Origin of the sequence: Bradyrhizobium arachidis (assembly GCF_024758505.1) — a bacterium.
Classification (GTDB): Bacteria; Pseudomonadota; Alphaproteobacteria; order Rhizobiales; family Xanthobacteraceae; genus Bradyrhizobium; species Bradyrhizobium manausense_C.
Window position 1 is genome coordinate 5,520,934 of record NZ_CP077970.1, and the last position, 17,808, is coordinate 5,538,741.

Below are 17,808 nucleotides of genomic sequence, written 5' to 3' on the forward strand. Positions count from 1 at the left end.
GCTTTACTGATAGATCGGGAACCGATCGGTAAGCGCCTTGACCCGTTCCTTGATCGCGGCTTCGACCAGCGGCGCCTTGCCATCGTCGGACTGCGCGATCGCGTTCAGCACCTCGGCGATCATGCCGCCGACCTGCTGGAATTCGGCAACGCCAAAGCCGCGGGTCGTCGCCGCCGGCGTGCCGAGACGCAGACCGGAGGTGACGAAGGGCTTTTCCGGATCGAAGGGGATGCCGTTCTTGTTGCAGGTGATGGCGGCGCGGACCAGCGCCTTCTCCGACACGTTGCCCTTCAGGCCCTTCGGCCTGAGGTCGACCAGCATCAGGTGGTTGTCGGTGCCGCCGGAGACGATGTCGAAGCCGTGGCCCTTCAGCGTCTCGGCCAGCGCCTTGGCGTTCTCGACGATGTTCTTCGCATACACCTTGAAGTCCGGACGCAACGCCTCGCCAAAGGCCACCGCCTTCGCGGCGATCACGTGCATCAGCGGGCCGCCTTGCAGGCCCGGGAAGATCGCCGAGTTGAGCTTCTTGGCGAGCACCTCGTCATTGCTGAGGATCAGGCCGCCGCGCGGACCGCGCAGCGACTTGTGCGTCGTGGTGGTGGTGACGTGAGCGTACGGCACGGGCGAGGCATGCACGCCACCGGCGACGAGGCCCGCGAAATGCGCCATGTCGACCAGCAGGTAGGCGCCGACGCTGTCGGCGATCTCGCGAAAGCGCTTGAAGTCCCAGGCACGCGAATAGGCCGAGCCGCCGGCGATGATCAGCTTCGGCTTGACCTCCTCGGCCTGCTTGGCGACCGCGTCCATGTCGATGATCTGATCCTCGCGGCGCACGGTGTAGTGCGCGGCCTTGAACCACTTGCCGCTCATGTTGACGGGCGAGCCATGGGTAAGATGGCCGCCGGCGGCGAGGTCAAGACCCATGAAGGTGTCGCCGGGCTGCAGCAGCGCCAAGAACACCGCCTGGTTCATCTGGCTGCCGGAGTTCGGCTGCACGTTGGCGAAGTTGGCGCCGAACAGCTTTTTGGCGCGATCGATCGCCAGGTTCTCGGCAACGTCGACCCACTCGCAACCGCCATAGTAACGCGCGCCCGGATAACCCTCCGCATATTTGTTGGTCATCACCGAACCCTGCGCTTCCAGCACGGCCCGGCTGACGATGTTTTCGGAGGCGATCAGCTCGATCTCATGACGCTGACGGCCGAGCTCGCCCTTGATGGCGGCGGCGATCTCCGGATCGGCCTGGCCGAGGGTGGCCGAGAAAAACGTATCAGGGGCAGAGGCGGTCTTGGCGGAGGACGAAGTCATCGGCGAATATCTCCACCGCCGCAGCCTTTTGGCGGGCTACGGTCGGTCTGGTGTGGCGGTCGGAAGCAGGCGCGATCTACCACATCGCCCCGCCCCGGCCAAGCATTTGCGGGTCCGGGCGGACGATTGTGCAAGATATGGTGGGGATTGGGGGTTTTTGCGACCCGCAAACCTACGGCACCACGCGTGCCGGCTCCCTGGCCGGTGCCGTCAACTCAGAACGAAAAGGGCCCGCCCGGGGGGATTCCCCGGGCTGCCGGGGGAGCTTCGCCGCCCCTCCTCACAGCCCGGTATACCCCGCCTTCACCGGGTCCACGGAGCCGTCGAGCTGGCGCAGATAGGTCAGGCCGCACACCGTCAACCTGTGCGTGTCCTTTTCGCCCGCTTCTATCAACGTGTTGAGGTAGTCCGTCACCTTGGCGCGGGCCTCGGCGCTCGCCGCGGCGGTGCGGTTGGCGAGCAGGTCATAGGTCTGCATGATGCGGTCGATGGCGGCTTCCATGGCATCCTCGAATTGATCGTGATCTTGATCGTGGTTTTGGGGACTTTGATCAGGCAAGTACGCTGGCCTCGAGCATGGCCTCGAACTTGGCGATCGCCTTGTTGGCGAGCCTGATCCGGTTGAATTCGCCGTGCTGGAACATCTGCACGATGATCTTCAGCAGGCGATCGTCGGTTGCGAGCGTGTCGGGAAGCGCGCCGCTGCGGCGCAGATAGTTGGCGGCGATGGCATAGGCATCGCTCACCACTTCAACGTTCAATACCTGCAACCCGCGCTCGACCAGCATCGCTTGCCTCCACTCCGGACTGATAAGTCAGAGGAGCGGAACAAGTTCCTGTTAGGGACGGGCTTTTTTTCGCAAGTGCGAACAACAAAACGCACCGGTCCGGGCAAGCCGGGCCGGCGCGATCGGGGAAGTCTCTCAAATCGGGACGGTTGCCGGTCTTGTTATGGGGCCGGCTTGACCAAATCCCTTTCTAGGAAACTCAGAGACGATACAGGATCTGATCGGTCCAGAACCGCTCGAGACGGTGCAGCGACTTGTTCAGCGTGGAGAACTCCTCGCCGGAGATGCCACCGACCTGCTCCACCGTCTTGACGTGCTTCTGGTAGAGCGTGTCGACGATGCGGCGGACTTCCTGGCCCTGCGGGGTCAGGCGGATGCGCACCGAGCGACGATCAACGCGCGAGCGCTGATGATCGAGGAAGCCGAGCTCGACCAGCTTCTTCAGATTGTAGGACACGTTGGAGCCGAGATAGTAACCGCGCGTGCGCAGCTCACCCGCGGTCAGCTCCTTGTCGCCGATGTTGTAGAGCAGCAGCGCCTGCACCGAGTTGATGTCGGCGCGGCCGCGACGATCGAATTCATCCTTGATGACGTCGAGCAAGCGGCGATGCAGCCGCTCCACCAGAGTCAAAGCTTCCAGATAGAGCGACTGCACCGAGCCCTGCTGGCCGGAAACGCGCTCGGCGGTATCTGCCGCGGTTGCGACGGCTTTCATCATGACACTTCCCCTGTTGTCGTTTTTATCGACACTTATTCGACGAAACTTGTGTCCCGCCTGATAGCTGCAACTTAAGGGGAGCCGTTTGAAGATCCGCTTAAATAAGAGAATAAAGAGATCATGAATTTAGGACAGTGAATTGCAGATTAAGCCTGTGCCAAAAGGGCTTTTCGCAACTCTCTGTTGACGGTGGCCATATCCTGTTCACCATCCGTCCGCGCCAGGTGTCGCATTCCAAAACAGCCCCGTCCCGTTTGGAAACGGGCGCGTAACGCTTGTGGCCGGAAGCGCAAGGTGAGCGAAAAGTTACGCCAAATTTTACGCAACCAACGGTCAACCAAACGGATGTGAAGTGACGCTATGGCGGGCGTTCGCGCGCGGCCATCCAGGCGAGCGCGAGGTAGGCGGCGAGCATGAAGGCCTCGACCCCCACGACGACGAGGCTGCCGCCATAGATGCCGGGGAACATCAGCTCGATCACCGCCATCGACACGACCGTGGTCAGCCACACCACGGCGCCCCAGGGCGTAGCGAGCCAAAGACCGACGGCGGCGACAAGCTCGATCACCGCGAAGTAGACGGTCGCCGCCTGCCAGGCCATCGACTGGTTCTCGAACGCGTCGTCCTCGCCGCCGACGAAGCCGGTGACCTGCGCCCAGTGATAGAGGCCCTTGAGAATCGAGAGCAGCGCCATCACGCGCAGGAACAGCACCAGGCGCCGCGTCCAGACGTTCTCGTCGGACTCGGGGCGCTCGGATGAGATGGCGGCCACCGACATGGCATTGTCCCGGGCGTTGTCCCTGGAATTGTCGCGGGCGGCGTCGCGGGTCGTGGTCTCGGACATCGTTCCCTTCTGGCCGCTTCGCCCCGCAAAATCAATCGGCTCCCAGCTAATTGCGGCAGGTCAAGCCGCGGTGACGGGAACTATGCGAGCTGGTATAAGAATAGTTCTAGAAGCGTGATCCGGAAAAGTGTGCAGCGGTTTTCCGAAAAGATCACGCTCAAACATGACCTAAAGCGCGATGAGATCATCGCGCCGGGAGACTGCTGAAATGGCGATCAAATACGGGCGTCCGATCGAATTGCGCGAGGTGGCGCGCACCGGCGCCCAGGCTACCCCCGCCCTGGACCTGACGATCCGTCCGCGCCGCAACCGCAAGGCCGAATGGGCGCGCCGCATGGTGCGCGAGAACGTGCTCACGACCGACGATCTGATCTGGCCGCTGTTCCTGATCGACGGCAACAACAAGCGCGAGGCGGTTGCCTCCATGCCCGGCGTCGACCGGCTCAGCGTCGACCAGGCGGTGCGCGAAGCCGAGCGCGCGCAAAAACTCTCGATCCCCTGCATCGCGCTGTTTCCCTACACCGATCCGTCCCTGCGCGACGAAGGGGGTTCGGAAGCGACCAACCCCGACAACCTCGTCTGCAAGGCGGTGCGCGCGATCAAGACGGAATTCCCCGACATCGGCATCCTCTGCGACGTCGCACTCGATCCGTTCACGAGCCACGGCCATGACGGCCTGATCACCGATGGCAAGATTTTGAACGACGAGACGGTTGCGGTGCTGGTGCGCCAGGCCTTGGTGCAGGCCGAAGCCGGCTGCGACATCATCGCTCCCTCCGACATGATGGACGGCCGCGTTGGCGCCATCCGCGAGGGGCTGGATCGCGCAGGGCTCCTTGACGTGCAGATCATGGCCTATGCGGCAAAGTACGCCTCCGCCTTCTACGGCCCGTTCCGCGACGCCATCGGCTCGGCCAAGACGCTCACCGGCGACAAGCGCACCTATCAGATGGACAGCGCCAACACCGACGAAGCTCTGCGCGAGGTCGAGCTCGACATCGCCGAGGGTGCCGACATGGTGATGGTGAAGCCGGGCATGCCCTATCTCGACGTCGTCCGTCGCGTGAAGGACAGGTTTGCGATGCCGACCTTCGCCTACCAGGTGTCGGGCGAATACGCGATGATCGCGGCCGCCGCCAACAATGGCTGGCTCGACGGCGAGCGCGCCATGATGGAGAGCCTGCTCGCATTCAAGCGCGCCGGCGCCGACGGCGTGCTGACCTATTTTGCGCCGAAGGCGGCGGAAAAGATCAGGGCGCAAGCCTAGTTGCAGTCATTCCGGGGCGATGCGCAGCATCGAACCCGGAATCTCGAGATTCCCCGACGCGCAATTGCGCATCTGAGGTCTGGTGCTGCGCACCATCCCGGAATGACAACGCAACACACAGCCCTCGAATCGCCCGAATATTTCCGCTTGGTAATCCCCGCGCTCTTGGCACGGGGATCGCCCCTTCCCATGTGCTCCACGGGAGTTTCCCCTTGGGAGGACGGACGATGTCTTATTCGGATCAGGGCAATTTTGGCGGCGCGCCGCAGCACGCCTATGACCCGTACCTCCAGCCGGAACTGTTCCGCGGCGTGGCGACGCGGCGGGTGTTCGCCTTCCTGATCGACTGCATCGTGATCACCGTCCCGATCGTACTCGGCTACATCTTCATCTTCGTGTTCGGCATCATCACGCTCACGCTCGGCTGGATGCTGTTCTGGCTCGCCTGGCCCGCCTCGGTGATCTGGGCCATCGTCTATTACGGCGCCTGCATCGGCGGCCCGCATTCGGCAACGATCGGAATGCGGGTGATGGACCTGGAGTTGCGCACCTGGTACGGCGCGCCCGGCTACTTCGTGCTCGGCGCCATGCACGCGGTGCTGTTCTGGGTGTCGGTCTCGTTCCTGACGCCCTTCGTGGTGCTGGTCGGCCTGTTCAACGGCCGCCGGCGCCTGCTGCACGACATCGTGCTGGGAACGGTCGTGATCAATAATTCGGTCCGTTCACCAGTTCCTCAGACTGCTCGGCCATACTGAGCTAACCGATTGACCGGGGGCCCGCGTGGCGCGATGCTGATGACCGTTTCGGAGGCCCACGACGTCCCTTGACCCAACACTCGCGCGACACACCCCAATTTTACCTCACGGCGCCGTCGCCTTGCCCCTATTTGCCGGGCCGACATGAGCGCAAGGTGTTTACGCACCTCGTGGGTGAGCGCGCCGGCGACCTCAACGACCTCCTGACCCATGGCGGGTTCCGCCGCAGCCAGTCGATCGCCTACCGCCCCGCCTGCGACCAGTGCCGGGCTTGCGTCTCGGTCCGGGTGGTCGCCAACGAGTTCCGCCCCTCTCGCAACTTCCGCAAGGTCATGGCGCGCAACGCCGACGTTATCGGCGACCAGCGCAGCGCCGTGCCGACCTCAGAACAATATTCGGTATTCCGCGCCTATCTCGATGCCCGCCATCGCCACGGCGGCATGGCCGACATGACCGTGCTCGACTACGCCATGATGGTCGAGGACAGCCATGTCGAGACCCGCATCATCGAGTACCGCCGACGCGGTCCCGACAGCGGCATCACCGGCCACGGCGAAGAGCTACTGGCGGTGGCGCTGACCGACGTGCTCAGCGACGGCCTGTCGATGGTCTATTCGTTCTTCGACCCGTCGCAGGAAACCCGCTCGCTCGGCACCTTCATGATCCTCGACCATATCGCACGCGCGCGGCGCCAGGGCCTGCCCTACGTCTATCTCGGCTACTGGATCGATGGCTCGCGGAAGATGGACTACAAGGCCCGCTTCCTGCCGCAGCAGCGCCTCGCCCCCTCCGGCTGGCTGCGCATCGACGCCCAGGGCGACACGGCGTCCGAGCCGCAGGACTGAGGACAATGCCATTGCGTGGCGCTGCACGCAGCGTCGAACCTGCAACGGTTGCGTATCCGCGCACCAGGGATTTCAGATCGCGGGCTGTGGTCGCATCGCTCTTCCTGGCTTTGATGACGAGCGCCTCTGCCTACGCCTGCGGTGCCGACTTCAAGGAGTACTACGGACGCTGCGTCGCGGCCACGCCTGCACCTGCGAAGGTCCTCACGTTTCTCAAGGACTACGGTCAGCAGGCCAGCAAGGTTGGCGAATTCGCGGACCTGTTCGCGCCGGACATTCCGTTGTTCGACAAGCCAGAACCCGGACGAAAAATCATCTATTCTTGGAAACAGCCAAATTCCGACATCGAATCCGAAGTCAAAATCGAGAAGGTCCTGCCCGAGTTCTACTACGTCGCGGTGAGCGTGTACGAGGGTCCGACATCGTGCGGCATCGAGGAATTCAAGCTGAAGGGACCGAAGACCACGCTGCGGGGTTACGTGCCAAAGGCCAATCCGCAAGGTGTACCGTCGCTCTGGAAGTTCAGGCACATGAGCGGGCTGTGCTAGCTGAATTGGGCGAGTGTTAGCCGCCTCACCCAAATATCGTATCGATCAGCAGCTTCACGTTCAAAACCACGATCACCGCGGCCACAATCCAGGCAATCGCGGCGACTGAGGCCGGAATGACGAACTGGCCCATCTTGCGCCGGTCGGACACGAACCGCACCAGCGGGATGACCGCGAACGGCAACTGCATCGAGAGGATGACTTGGCTGAACACCAGGAGATCGGCGGTACCACGCTCGCCATAGATCGCGGTGACGATGATCACCGGGACGATGGCGATGCCGCGGGTCAAGAGGCGCCGCGCCCAGCTCGGCAGGCGCAGGTCGAGAAAGCCTTCCATCACGATCTGGCCGGCAAGCGTCGCCGTCACGGTCGAATTGAGTCCGGAGGCGAGCAGCGCCACCGCGAACAGCGTCGACGCGATGCCGAGGCCGAGCAGCGGCGAGAGCAGCTCAAAGGCCTGACCGATCTCGGCGACGTCCGCATGGCCGCTGTTGTGGAAGGTCGCGGCCGCCACCACGAGAATTGCGGCGTTGATGAACAGCGCCAGCATCAGCGCCACGGTGGAGTCGGTGGTCGCCCATTTGATCGCTTCGCGCCGGCCCTCGTCGTTGCGCTGATAGGCGCGCGTCTGCACGATCGAGGAATGCAGGTAGAGATTATGCGGCATCACCGTCGCGCCGATGATGCCGATCGCGATGTAGAGCATCTCGTGATTGGTGAAGATTTCGGTCGACGGCACGAAACCTCTCAGCACGGCGGCAACCGGCGGCGCGGCGGCGGCGATCTGGATCGTAAAGCAGACCGCGATCACGACCAACAGCGCGATGACGAAAGCTTCGAGAAAACGAAAGCCGCGGTTCATCAGGATCAGCAGCAGGAAGGCATCGAGCGCTGCGATCAGCGCGCCGCCGATCAACGGAATGCCGAACAGCAGCTTTAGTGCGATCGCGGTGCCGATCACCTCGGCGAGGTCGCAGGCGATGATCGCCGCCTCGCAGGCGAGCCACAGCATGAAGTTGACCGCCGGCGAATAGGTCGCCCGGCAGGCCTGCGCCAGGTCGCGGTCGGTGACGATGCCCAGCCGCGCGGCAAGCGACTGCAACAGGATCGCCATCAGGTTCGAGAGCAGGATGACCGAGAGCAGCGTGTAGCCGAACTTCGATCCGCCCGCGAGGTCGGTCGCCCAGTTGCCGGGGTCCATGTAGCCGACCGAGACGAGGTAGCCCGGCCCGACAAAGGCCAGCAGCCGGCGCCACCAGCGTCCCGCCAGGGGGACGGCGATGGTAGCGTTGACCTCGGCCAAGCTTTTGGTGTGCGGCGCATCGGCGCGCCAGCCGGCGGAGGAGAGAGCGTCGGGGGTCAAATCAGGCGATCGGGCATCCATGCGCTGAGAATACCGAACTCGGTTCTTATTGCAACTCATTTGCAACTGCATCTAGCCGGGTCGGTTCCCGTCGCGGGAGCCGTTCTGCCCCGCCTTGTCGGGAAGCGGGTGGGTTTGGCGGTCCTCGTAGGCCGATACTGCCGCCAAATCGCGCTTTCAGGAAATGAGCCATGTCAACCAGCCCCACCCTCCCGGCGACATTCAACCGCCTCGCCTGGTCCAACCTCGCGGCCCAATCGGCCGAGCAGATTGCGCTCGCGGCCGCTCCCATCGTCGCCGTGCTCACCCTCGGCGTCGCCGAGGGCGCCAGCGGCCTGCTCCAGACCGCCCTCACCTTGCCCTTCGTGCTGTTCGCAATCCCCGCAGGCCTGCTCGCTGACCGGATGTCGCGCCGCTCCCTGATGGCGGGCGCCGAGGCGCTGCGAGCCGCCGCCCTGGCTTCAATCGTGCTCCTGGTCGCAACGGGTGCGCTGAACCTGCCCCTGCTCGCCCTGCTCGGCTTTGCCGCGGTCTGCGGCACCGTGGTCTACAGCGTCGCCGCGCCGGCCCTGGTGCCCGCGCTGGTCGGACCGGAGCTCCTTCCGGCCGCGAACGCGCGGATCGAACTTGCACGCACGATCGCGTTTGCGAGCGGGCCCGCGCTCGGCGGCGCGCTGGTCGGCTGGTTCGGCGCCAGCCCGGCCTTCGGCTTCGCGGCCGTGCTCTCGGCCATCGCGGTCGTGCTGCTCAGAGGCATCTACGAGCCCGAACGGGCTGCGACGCCGCGCCGGCATCCGCTGCAGGAGATCCGGGAAGGCGCCGCCTTCGTCTTCCATCACGCGCTGCTCAAGTCCGTGTTCATCACCCAGTTCATCTTCAACACCGGCTGGTTCCTCCAGCTCGCCGTGTTCGTGCCCTATGCCGTGCGCCATCTCGGCCTGTCGGCGACCGGCGTCGGCGTGGTGCTGACGATGTACGGCGTCGGCATGGTGATCGGCGCGCTGCTTGCGACCCGCGTGATGCGCCGCGTCGCCTTCGGCACCGTGGTCGGGCTTGGACCTGTGACCGGCTTCATCGCCGCGCTGGTGATGGCGCTGACGGTGCTGGTGCCGACGCCGTGGCTTGCGGGCTTGAGCTTCTTCCTGCTCGGCGTCGGCCCGATCCTCTGGGTGATCTCGACCACGACCTTGCGCCAATCGGTGACGCCGCCCCGCCTGCTCGGCCGCGTCTCCGCCATCAACATCATGAGCTATGGCGCACGCCCGCTCGGCTCGGCGCTCGGCGCGATCGTCGGCGGGTTCTACAGTGCGGAAGCGTGCCTCTATCTTGCCGCGGCGATTTTTGGCGTACAGGCGCTGGTGATCTGGCTCTCGCCGGCGGTCGCGCTGGATCGTCAGCCGGCGATGGTGGAGGATGGTGCGGCGGTGCGCTGCTAGCCCCATCGTCATTGCGAGCGCAGCGAAGCAATCCAGATTCTTTCTGCGGAGACAGCCTGGATTGCTTCGCTGCGCTCGCAATGACGGGGAAACAGCGTAGCTATCCCGCCAGATACCGCTCGTAACTCCCCGTCACCGGCTCGCTGGTGTCGATGTCAGGATCGAGCGTGTAGAGGTCCTGCGCGCGGCCGATGCCGCGCAGCGCGTAGCGTCCGGTGGAGACGAGGTAGCGGCGGCCAGTGGCGTCCAGGCCCATGTAGAATTCTGCCGACGCCAGCAGCTCGCGATCGACCGAGCGGCTCATCGAGGCGATGCGGCTGACCTCGTTCACTGTCGGACCGACCACCGTAAAGTCCAGCCGGTCCTCGCTGCCGATATTTCCGTAAAAGACCTCGCCGACATGCAGGCCGATATAGGCCGACGTGACGGGACGGCCGTCGGCAGTCCGCCGGGCGTTCAGCGCGACCACGTTCTTGCGGAACAGACGCTCGGCGCGCAGTGCCGCACGGCGCGACGCCATCATGTCCTCGCCGGTGAACATCGCCAGCACACCGTCGCCGATCAGCTTCAGCACGTCGCCGCCGGCGTCGTGGATCGCATCGATCACGGCTTGCGCGTAGTCGTTGAGGAACGGGATGATCTCGTCGGGACCAATGCTTTCGCTGATCCCGGTCGAGCCGCGCAGGTCCGAATACCAGAGCACTGCATTGATGCGCTCGGTAACGCCGCGCGAGATGCGCCCACGCAAGACCTGCTCGGACGCATCACGTCCGAGATAGACGCGGCCGAGCGTGCGCGCAATGTCGACCTGTTGCGCCGACTTGATGGCGAGCCCCAGCACCGGAATGAGATCGCGCAGCGCCGCGAGCTCGCCTTCCGTAAATCCACTGTCGCGCCGCGTCGTCCAGTAGGAATACAGGCAGTCCATCTGGCCGAGCGCACCGGTCTCGCCGAACCGATGCACAAAGGCGAGGAAATGACGGTGCCCCTTCTCGGCGAGATCGCCGATCTGCGAGAAGTTGAGCTTCTCGTGACCGGCGAGATCGATCAGCATCTCGTCCTCGCCATGCTCGAGCAGATGGAAGAACACCGAGCGGCGCCAGTTCTTGGCCGCGTCACCCTCCGCCGTCGAGCCGTATTCGACGACGTCGCTCTCATTGGTCGGCACGTCGCTCCAGCGAAAGGCGCGGCCCTCATAGATCGGATGCAGCGTATCGATGACGACGAGGCCACGCGACAGATCGAGCCCTTCGGCGCAGCAGCGCTCGCAGAAGCCGCGTAGCAGCTCGGGTTCAGGAAGGCCCGTGAGGCCCTGGCCGGTCAGCCAGTTCATCAGGTCGATGCGGGAGTTCAGTTGCATACGCCATTATGCCGTGCCTTCGTGACCGGCGAAAGGCAGAGCCGGCTCGGCTCCACGTCACGCCGAGCATCCCGGCCGTTGCAGGTCGAATATGCCAAGCCCGGTGTTGACGTGCCCTGCACGGCGGATGCAAAAGCCGGTTAATGATGTCGCCGCCGACCAGAAGCGCAAAGAACAGACCGCGGAAGCACGCCAAGCGATGAGCCAGCGACAGCTTCCGATCATTTTGGCGCTCGGCACGACGCAGACCCTGGCCTGGGCCTCCAGCTATTATCTGCCCGCGATCCTTGCGGATCCAATCGCCCACGATCTCGGCATCTCCTCGAACTGGATTTTTGGCGCATTCTCGGCCTCACTGGTGATCTCGGCGATGCTGGGCCCGCGCATCGGACGGCAGATCGATCTGGTCGGCGGGCGGCAGGTGCTATGCGCCTCGAACCTGACGATTGCCGCCGGTCTGGTGCTGCTCGGCCTCTCGCAACACGTCGCCGTGATGTCGATCGCCTGGCTGATCCTCGGCATCGGCATGGCGCTCGGCCTGTACGATGCCGCCTTCGCGGCGCTCGGGCGGATCTACGGCGTCAATGCGCGCGGTGCGATCACCGGCATCACGCTGATGGCGGGATTTGCCTCGACGGTCGGCTGGCCGCTGACGGCCTGGGGCCTGTCGCATATCGGCTGGCGCGAGACCTGCTTTGCCTGGGCCGCCGCGCACATCCTGATCGGCCTGCCGCTCAATCTCTTGATGCTGCCGAAGGTCAAGGGTGCGAAGGAGGCGGCGGCGACCGCCGTCAAGCCGCACATTCCGCTCGACCGCACCATGATCCTTTTGGCCTTCGTCTTCGCCGCCGCCTGGACCGTCACCGGCGCGATGGCCGTGCACTTCCCGCGCATTCTCGAAGCCGCCGGCGCTACGCCCGTGGAGGCGATCGCGGCCGGCGCGCTGATCGGCCCGGCGCAGGTCGGCGCGCGGGTGCTCGAGGCGAGCTTTCTCAGCCGCTTCCATCCGCTATGGTCGACGCGGCTCGCCTGCATCACCCATCCGATCGGAGCGGCCGTGCTCGCCGTGTTCGGCGCGGCCGGGGCCAGCGCCTTTGCGCTCCTCCACGGCTCCGGCAACGGCGTTTTGACCATCGCGCGGGGAACGCTGCCGCTCTCGATCTTCGGGCCGAAGGATTACGGCTACCGGCTCGGCATCATCGGCGCGCCGGCGCGGATGGCGCAGGCGGTAGCGCCTCTCGCGTTCGGCCTGCTGATCGATGTCATGGGCACAAAAGTGCTGATCGTGTCCTCGGCGCTCAGCCTTGCCGCGCTGGCCGCGCTGTTCCTGATCCATCCGGAACGCAAGCCGACGTAGGAACGCACACGCAGATTGGTCTTTCCTTGCGCCAAGCTTTCGCGCAAAAGCAGGACATGACCGACGACACACATCCGCCCGGCGCTCTCAGACGTTTCGCCTCATGGGCCACCACGCCGCCGCAGGCCTATGGCGTCTATCTCGCCGCCGTGGCGCTGATGTTCCTGCTGTCATTCTATGCCGGCACGATGAAGCCGAAGAAGGCGCCGGACGGCGTCTCGCCGCCGGTGTCGGCGCCGCGGAATTGACGCGCCGACGAAAGGACAGAAGATGGCCGCCCCTGAGCCGATCACGCGTTACAACCCGCCCGAGCTCGGCCAGCCGCCCGGCTATTCGCAAATCGTCGAGGTCAGCCACGGCCGCATGATCTTCCTGGCCGGCCAGACCGCTGTCGACGCCGACGGCAACGTCGTCGGCAAGGGCGATTTCGCCGCGCAGGCCGCGCAGGTGTTTCGCAACATTTCCCTCGCGCTCACCGCACGCGGCTATGATGCCTCGAACCTCGTGAAGCTGACCGTCTTCCTCACCGACATGAACAATCTCGCGGTCTATCGCGAGGCGCGCAACCGCTTCTTTGCGACCGTCAGGCCGGTTGCGGCACCCGCGATCACGCTGGTCGAGGTGTCCAAACTCTACGGCCCCGACTTCCTGATCGAGATCGAGGCGATCGCGGCGGCGTGAAGTAGATCAATGCCACCTGCCAGGCGTCAGTCGTAAAACTCCGGCGCAAGCTTCTGGCCGTCGCGCTGCGCCTTGTCGTGGTTGATCCAGAGCTGCGCCCTCTCCTTCGTTAGCGTATCGGCGAGCTTCTGCATCGAGGCCGTCGTCTGATCCTTGCTGACGTTCATGGCCGGCACCCGGCGGTTCTCCCAATTCTCCTTGAAATGGACGGCGTCGCCGGAGAGGACCACAGCGCCGGTCTTCGGCAGTTTCACCAGCAGCGATTGGTGTCCGGGCGTATGGCCCGGTGTCGACAGGATGATCAGGCTGCCATCGCCGAAGACATCGAGATCGCCTGTCAGCAGCGTCACCGGATGGGAGGGCTTGAAGCGCGGCTCGCTGTTGGTGCCGGGCCATTCATATTCGGCCTTCTGCACGTAGAGCATGGTCGAGGGAAACATCTCGACATTGCCGGTGTGATCGGGATGGGTGTGCGACACGGCCATCCCCTTCAGATCCGCGGGCTTCACGCCGAGCTGGTCGAGCTGCGCGGCAAGCGTCTTCGGCCGTCGCCAGACCGTCGCCTTGGGGTCTGCCGGCACGAGGCCGTTGGGCATCGACGCCACCGCATCGGAAATGCCGGTGTCCCACAAGAACCAACCCTGGGCGTGCTTGATCAGATAGCAGCTATCGACGAAGTCCATCGGCTTGCCTTCGTTCATCCCAGGCGTCCAGCGCGACACGTCGCTGGTCGTGCCCTCCCCGCAATTGAGGATGTAGAGCCGCTCAACGCCGGATGCCGCAAGCGCGGCGGTGGGGGAGCACAGGATCGCGATGGCAGCGAGCGTCAGTCCGATGGGGCGTGTCATCTGGTTCCTCTCAGTGCGGGCAGGTTTCGACCTCGACCGTGACATGGCTCAGGCCTTTCAACCCAGCGAGCCGCTTCTTGTAGACGGCTGGCTGCTTGGGCTTGTCCGAGACCAGCGACACCAGCACCGCGCAATGGCCCGGACCGACCTGCCAGAGATGGAGGTCGGTGACGCGGTCCTCGCCGACTTCCATGCGGGCGCGGATGGTGCGCTCCATGCGCTCGTCGGCGCGGACGTCGAGCAGCACCGCGCCCGAGGCCTTGATCAGGCCGAACGCCCAGCTCGCGATCACGACGCTGCCGATCAGGCCGACCGCGGGGTCGGCCCAGACCCATCCCGAATACATCGCGACCAGAAGTGCCGCGATCGCCAGCACCGAGGTCGCCGCGTCGGCCATCACGTGGACATAGGCGGCACGCAGATTGTTGTCGTGATGGTGATGATCATGATGGTGCTGGTCGTGATCGTCATGATCGTGCGCATGGCCGTGACCGTGCCCATGGCCGTGATCGTGGTGATGATTGTCGCGCAACAGCCAGGCACTGGCGAGATTGACGCAGAGGCCGAGGACGGCCACCGCGATCGCCTCGCCATAGACGATCGGCACCGGCGTAATCAGCCGCAGCACGCTTTCATAGGCGATCTCGACCGCGATCAGGCCGAGGATGATGGCGCTGGCGAAGGCCGCGAGATCGCCGAACTTGCCGGTGCCGAAGGTGAAATGCGCATTCCCGAGGTGGCGGCGCGCGAAGCGGTAGGCGAATGCGGCGATGCCGAGCGCCGCCGCATGCGTGCCCATGTGCCAGCCGTCGGCGAGCAGCGCCATCGAGCCGAACAGGGAGCCGGCCACGATCTCGGCCACCATCATCACCAGCGTCAGCGCCACCACGAACCAGGTGCGCCGCTCGTTCTCGTCGTGCTTGTCGCCGAGAAACGCATGCTCATGCGTCCATTGATCGATGGAGTGGGAATGCATCGGTTGTTGTCTCCGGAAGAGAATTCGTTTTCCCCAATATAGGCCCGGCCGGCTTACGTTTCTAACGTTTGTCGCCGTCGAAACGGGCGGATTGACAGGTCCGCGCGGTTTCGCTGTAATGGCACCCATGGGGATTGAGCGATCTCCCCGTGAGGCGACAAGCCCAAGCATCGCGTCCCGTTCACTCCTAACGAGGGCGCATCATGTCTTCTTTCACCACGATATCGTCTGACAAACTGGCACGGCTGATCGGCACGGCAAACGCGCCGCTGCTGATCGATGTGCGCACGGACGAGGATTTTGCCGCCGATCCGCGGCTGATCCCCGGCTCCGTCAAACGCAGCCACGAGAGCGTCCCGGACTGGGGCGAGGAACTTGCGGGCCGCTCCGCCATCGTCGCCTGCCTGCGCGGGCAGAAGCTCGCCCAGGGCACCGCGGCGTGGCTGCGCCAGCTCGGCGTCCAGGCCGAAACCCTGGACGGCGGTTTTGAGGGCTGGAAGGACGCAAAACTTCCGCTGATCGACAGCAAGAAGCTGCCACCGCGCGATGCCAAGGGGCGCACCGTCTGGGTGACGCGCGCCCGGCCCAAGGTGGACCGCATCGCCTGCCCCTGGCTGATCCGCCGCTTCGTCGACCCCAATGCGGTGTTCCTGTTCGTGGCGCCGTCCGAGGTTGTCGCCGTCGGCGAACGCTTCAACGCGGCACCCTTCGACATCGAGAACGTGTTTTGGAGCCACCGCGGCGAACTCTGCACCTTCGACGTCATGGTCGAGGAGTTTGGGCTCAAAACCCCGCCCCTGCTGCGGCTTGCGACGCTGGTGCGCGGTGCCGACACGGCGCGGCCGGAATTGGCGCCGGAAGCGCCGGGCCTGCTCGCGGCCTCGCTCGGCCTGTCCAGGATGTATGACGACGATCTCGAACAACTCGACGCCGGCATGCTGCTCTACGACGCCTTCTATCGCTGGTGTCGTGACGCCACCACGGAGACCCACAATTGGCCGACCGGCAAAGCGAAAGCGTGATGGACACCCGCATCATTGAAACCAAGGGAGCTGATGTCGGTCACGGCATCAGCTTCCACGAAGCCTTCCGCGTCTGGCTTCGCGTCGCCCTGCTGTCATTCGGCGGCCCGGCCGGCCAGATCGCGGTGATGCACCGCATCCTGGTCGAGGAGAAGAACTGGATTTCGGAAGGGCGTTTCCTGCACGCGCTCAATTATTGCATGCTGCTGCCGGGCCCCGAGGCGCAGCAGCTTGCGACCTATATCGGCTGGCTGATGCACCGCACCGCCGGCGGGCTGATGGCGGGCGGGCTGTTCATCCTGCCCGGCATCATCGCCATCATGGGCCTCAGCTACATCTATGCCATCTTCGGCAATGTCAGTTTTGTCGAGGCGCTGTTCTTCGGGCTCAAGGCTGCCGTGCTCGCCATCGTCGTCGAGGCCGTGGTGCGCGTCGGCAAGCGCGCGCTCAAGAACAACATCATGATCGGGCTTGCAGCGCTCGCCTTCGTTGCGATCTTCTTCTTCAACGTCCCCTTTCCGATCATCATCATCGCCGCCGGCATCATCGGCTATGTCGGCGCGAAGAGCGGTCGGAGCGAATTTGCGCCCCCCGCCCACGGCCATGGAAGCAACACCGCCGCGATCGACAGTATGCTCGGCGAAGCCGTGCCCGATCACATCCGGCCGAACACGGCGCGCGCGATCCGCGTAGGCCTCGTCTGGCTTGCGCTGTGGCTCGTGCCGGTCATCGCGCTGCTGCTCGCTTTCGGAGAGGCGAACGTGTTCAGCCAGATCGCACTGTTCTTCTCCAAGATGGCGATGGTGACTTTTGGCGGGGCCTATGCGGTGCTGGCCTACGTCGCCCAGCAGGCGGTCGAGCATTATCACTGGCTCAGCGCGCGGGAGATGCTCGACGGCCTCGGCATGGCCGAGACGACGCCGGGCCCGCTGATCATGGTGCTGCAATTCGTGGGCTTCATGGCCGCCTTCCGCGATCCCAGCGGCCTGTCGCCGCTGCTCGCCGGCACGCTCGGCGGCCTGCTCGCGACCTGGGTCACCTTCACGCCCTGCTTCCTCTGGATCTTCGTCGGCGCGCCTTATGTCGAGCTCCTGCGCGGCAACAAGGGCCTCGCCGGCGCGCTCGGTGCAATCACGGCCGCAGTGGTCGGCGTGATCCTCAATCTCTCGATCTGGTTCGCCCTGCACACGCTGTTCCGCGAAACCTATCCGGTGAACGCCTTCCCCCTGTCCTTCGACATGCCGGTCCTGCGCAGCATCGACGTCCCGGCGCTGGTGCTGTCGATCGCGGCCGCGACCGCGATCTTCCGCTTCAAGCTCGGCATGCTCACCGTGCTCGCGGGCTCCTGCGCGGCGGGCGTTGTGCTGCGGCTGATGGGGGTAATCTAGGGTTCATAATTCGCCGGGTCTGCTCTGCTTTCCCCCATCATTGCCGCGCCCCTCACGGGCGGGTCGAAACTTCCCACTGGGTGGGTCCGCCTCAACTGTGACAGCGGACCTCAGCGAGCTTCTGCGCGACTTCGCCTCAGGACCGTCAACGGAAGTCGCTAACGCAGCTGTGATCTAACCGACACTTGGTCGACTGAATCCGATTCACTAGTCCAAGCCTACCTAAGTATGGCCCCTTCATACCCACGCGCAATGGCGCCAACCGAGTGCCTGGTGCTATCTCTAAGACCAGAATGAAAAG

The 17,808-nt window shown here is 64.6% G+C and carries 19 protein-coding genes; 10 read left to right on the forward strand and 9 right to left on the reverse strand.

The features are described from left to right. Window positions 1–3 precede the first annotated feature (3 nt). The 5 genes from glyA to KUF59_RS25635 all read right to left on the reverse strand — a co-directional run bounded on the left by glyA (window position 4) and on the right by KUF59_RS25635 (window position 3,658). Window positions 4–1,308 carry a serine hydroxymethyltransferase gene (gene glyA, locus KUF59_RS25615; RefSeq protein ID WP_258767221.1) on the reverse strand — a complete coding sequence of 435 codons (1,305 nt, stop codon included), beginning with the start codon at window positions 1,306–1,308 and terminating at the stop codon, window positions 4–6. Between the two features lie 280 nt (window positions 1,309–1,588). Next, complete coding sequence (locus KUF59_RS25620; protein ID WP_212405620.1) at window positions 1,589–1,810, reverse strand: hypothetical protein; 222 nt, start codon at window positions 1,808–1,810, stop codon at window positions 1,589–1,591. A 49-nt stretch (window positions 1,811–1,859) separates the two neighbouring features. After that, a complete protein-coding gene (locus tag KUF59_RS25625) occupies window positions 1,860–2,096 on the reverse strand; it encodes a hypothetical protein (protein ID WP_212405619.1) in 237 nt (78 codons plus the stop codon). 199 nt (window positions 2,097–2,295) lie between these two features. Continuing rightward, window positions 2,296–2,814 carry a transcriptional regulator LdtR gene (gene ldtR / locus KUF59_RS25630; protein ID WP_106952563.1) on the reverse strand — a complete coding sequence of 173 codons (519 nt, stop codon included), beginning with the start codon at window positions 2,812–2,814 and terminating at the stop codon, window positions 2,296–2,298. Window positions 2,815–3,172: 358 nt separating this feature from the next. Beyond that, a complete protein-coding gene (locus tag KUF59_RS25635) occupies window positions 3,173–3,658 on the reverse strand; it encodes a DUF6163 family protein (RefSeq protein ID WP_212460940.1) in 486 nt (161 codons plus the stop codon). A 208-nt stretch (window positions 3,659–3,866) separates the two neighbouring features. On the opposite strand from KUF59_RS25635, the gene hemB reads away from it, so the two are divergent. The 4 genes from hemB (at window position 3,867) to KUF59_RS25655 (ending at window position 7,073) form a co-directional block, all read left to right on the forward strand. Continuing rightward, the gene (hemB, locus tag KUF59_RS25640; RefSeq protein WP_212460941.1) at window positions 3,867–4,925 is read left to right on the forward strand and encodes a porphobilinogen synthase; all 1,059 of its coding nucleotides are present in this window, start codon (window positions 3,867–3,869) and stop codon (window positions 4,923–4,925) included. A gap of 227 nt (window positions 4,926–5,152) precedes the next feature. Continuing rightward, window positions 5,153–5,680, forward strand: a complete 528-nt coding sequence (locus tag KUF59_RS25645; protein WP_212460942.1) for an RDD family protein — start codon at window positions 5,153–5,155, stop codon at window positions 5,678–5,680. 68 nt (window positions 5,681–5,748) lie between these two features. Next, entirely contained in the window at window positions 5,749–6,525 is a 777-nt protein-coding gene (locus KUF59_RS25650) for an arginyltransferase (protein WP_212460943.1), read from the forward strand. 5 nt (window positions 6,526–6,530) lie between these two features. Next, complete coding sequence (locus KUF59_RS25655; RefSeq protein ID WP_258767222.1) at window positions 6,531–7,073, forward strand: hypothetical protein; 543 nt, start codon at window positions 6,531–6,533, stop codon at window positions 7,071–7,073. 25 nt (window positions 7,074–7,098) lie between these two features. Here the strand turns inward: KUF59_RS25655 and KUF59_RS25660 are convergent, their stop codons facing one another. After that, window positions 7,099–8,460, reverse strand: a complete 1,362-nt coding sequence (locus tag KUF59_RS25660) for an Nramp family divalent metal transporter (protein ID WP_212460945.1) — start codon at window positions 8,458–8,460, stop codon at window positions 7,099–7,101. Window positions 8,461–8,630: 170 nt separating this feature from the next. On the opposite strand from KUF59_RS25660, the gene KUF59_RS25665 reads away from it, so the two are divergent. Next, entirely contained in the window at window positions 8,631–9,875 is a 1,245-nt protein-coding gene (locus tag KUF59_RS25665; protein WP_212460946.1) for an MFS transporter, read from the forward strand. Between the two features lie 100 nt (window positions 9,876–9,975). On the opposite strand, the gene KUF59_RS25670 is transcribed toward KUF59_RS25665, so the two are convergent. Further along, on the reverse strand, window positions 9,976–11,235 hold the full coding sequence (locus KUF59_RS25670; RefSeq protein ID WP_212460947.1) for an adenylate/guanylate cyclase domain-containing protein: 1,260 nt from the start codon (window positions 11,233–11,235) through the stop codon (window positions 9,976–9,978). A 199-nt stretch (window positions 11,236–11,434) separates the two neighbouring features. Here KUF59_RS25670 and KUF59_RS25675 point away from each other — a divergent pair, with 199 nt between their 5' ends. The 3 genes from KUF59_RS25675 to KUF59_RS25685 are packed head-to-tail and all read left to right on the forward strand — an operon-like array spanning window position 11,435 to window position 13,273. Continuing rightward, window positions 11,435–12,592 (forward strand): MFS transporter, encoded by a 1,158-nt coding sequence (locus KUF59_RS25675; protein ID WP_212460948.1) that lies wholly within the window; start codon window positions 11,435–11,437, stop codon window positions 12,590–12,592. Between the two features lie 56 nt (window positions 12,593–12,648). Then, window positions 12,649–12,840, forward strand: a complete 192-nt coding sequence (locus tag KUF59_RS25680) for a hypothetical protein (protein ID WP_212460949.1) — start codon at window positions 12,649–12,651, stop codon at window positions 12,838–12,840. Between the two features lie 22 nt (window positions 12,841–12,862). Then, on the forward strand, window positions 12,863–13,273 hold the full coding sequence (locus KUF59_RS25685) for a RidA family protein (protein ID WP_212460950.1): 411 nt from the start codon (window positions 12,863–12,865) through the stop codon (window positions 13,271–13,273). Window positions 13,274–13,299: 26 nt separating this feature from the next. Here KUF59_RS25685 and KUF59_RS25690 read toward each other — a convergent pair whose 3' ends face one another. Both KUF59_RS25690 and dmeF read right to left on the reverse strand, forming a co-directional pair. Further along, window positions 13,300–14,121 (reverse strand): N-acyl homoserine lactonase family protein, encoded by an 822-nt coding sequence (locus KUF59_RS25690; protein WP_212460951.1) that lies wholly within the window; start codon window positions 14,119–14,121, stop codon window positions 13,300–13,302. A 10-nt stretch (window positions 14,122–14,131) separates the two neighbouring features. Beyond that, window positions 14,132–15,097, reverse strand: a complete 966-nt coding sequence (dmeF, locus tag KUF59_RS25695; RefSeq protein ID WP_212460952.1) for a CDF family Co(II)/Ni(II) efflux transporter DmeF — start codon at window positions 15,095–15,097, stop codon at window positions 14,132–14,134. 203 nt (window positions 15,098–15,300) lie between these two features. Here dmeF and KUF59_RS25700 point away from each other — a divergent pair, with 203 nt between their 5' ends. Both KUF59_RS25700 and chrA read left to right on the forward strand, forming a co-directional pair. Continuing rightward, window positions 15,301–16,119, forward strand: coding sequence for a chromate resistance protein ChrB domain-containing protein (locus KUF59_RS25700; protein ID WP_212460953.1), 819 nt, complete (start codon window positions 15,301–15,303; stop codon window positions 16,117–16,119). Continuing rightward, window positions 16,119–17,507, forward strand: a complete 1,389-nt coding sequence (gene chrA / locus KUF59_RS25705; RefSeq protein ID WP_212461026.1) for a chromate efflux transporter — start codon at window positions 16,119–16,121, stop codon at window positions 17,505–17,507. The genes KUF59_RS25700 and chrA overlap by 1 nt, the downstream gene beginning before the upstream one ends. Window positions 17,508–17,808: the final 301 nt, after the last annotated feature.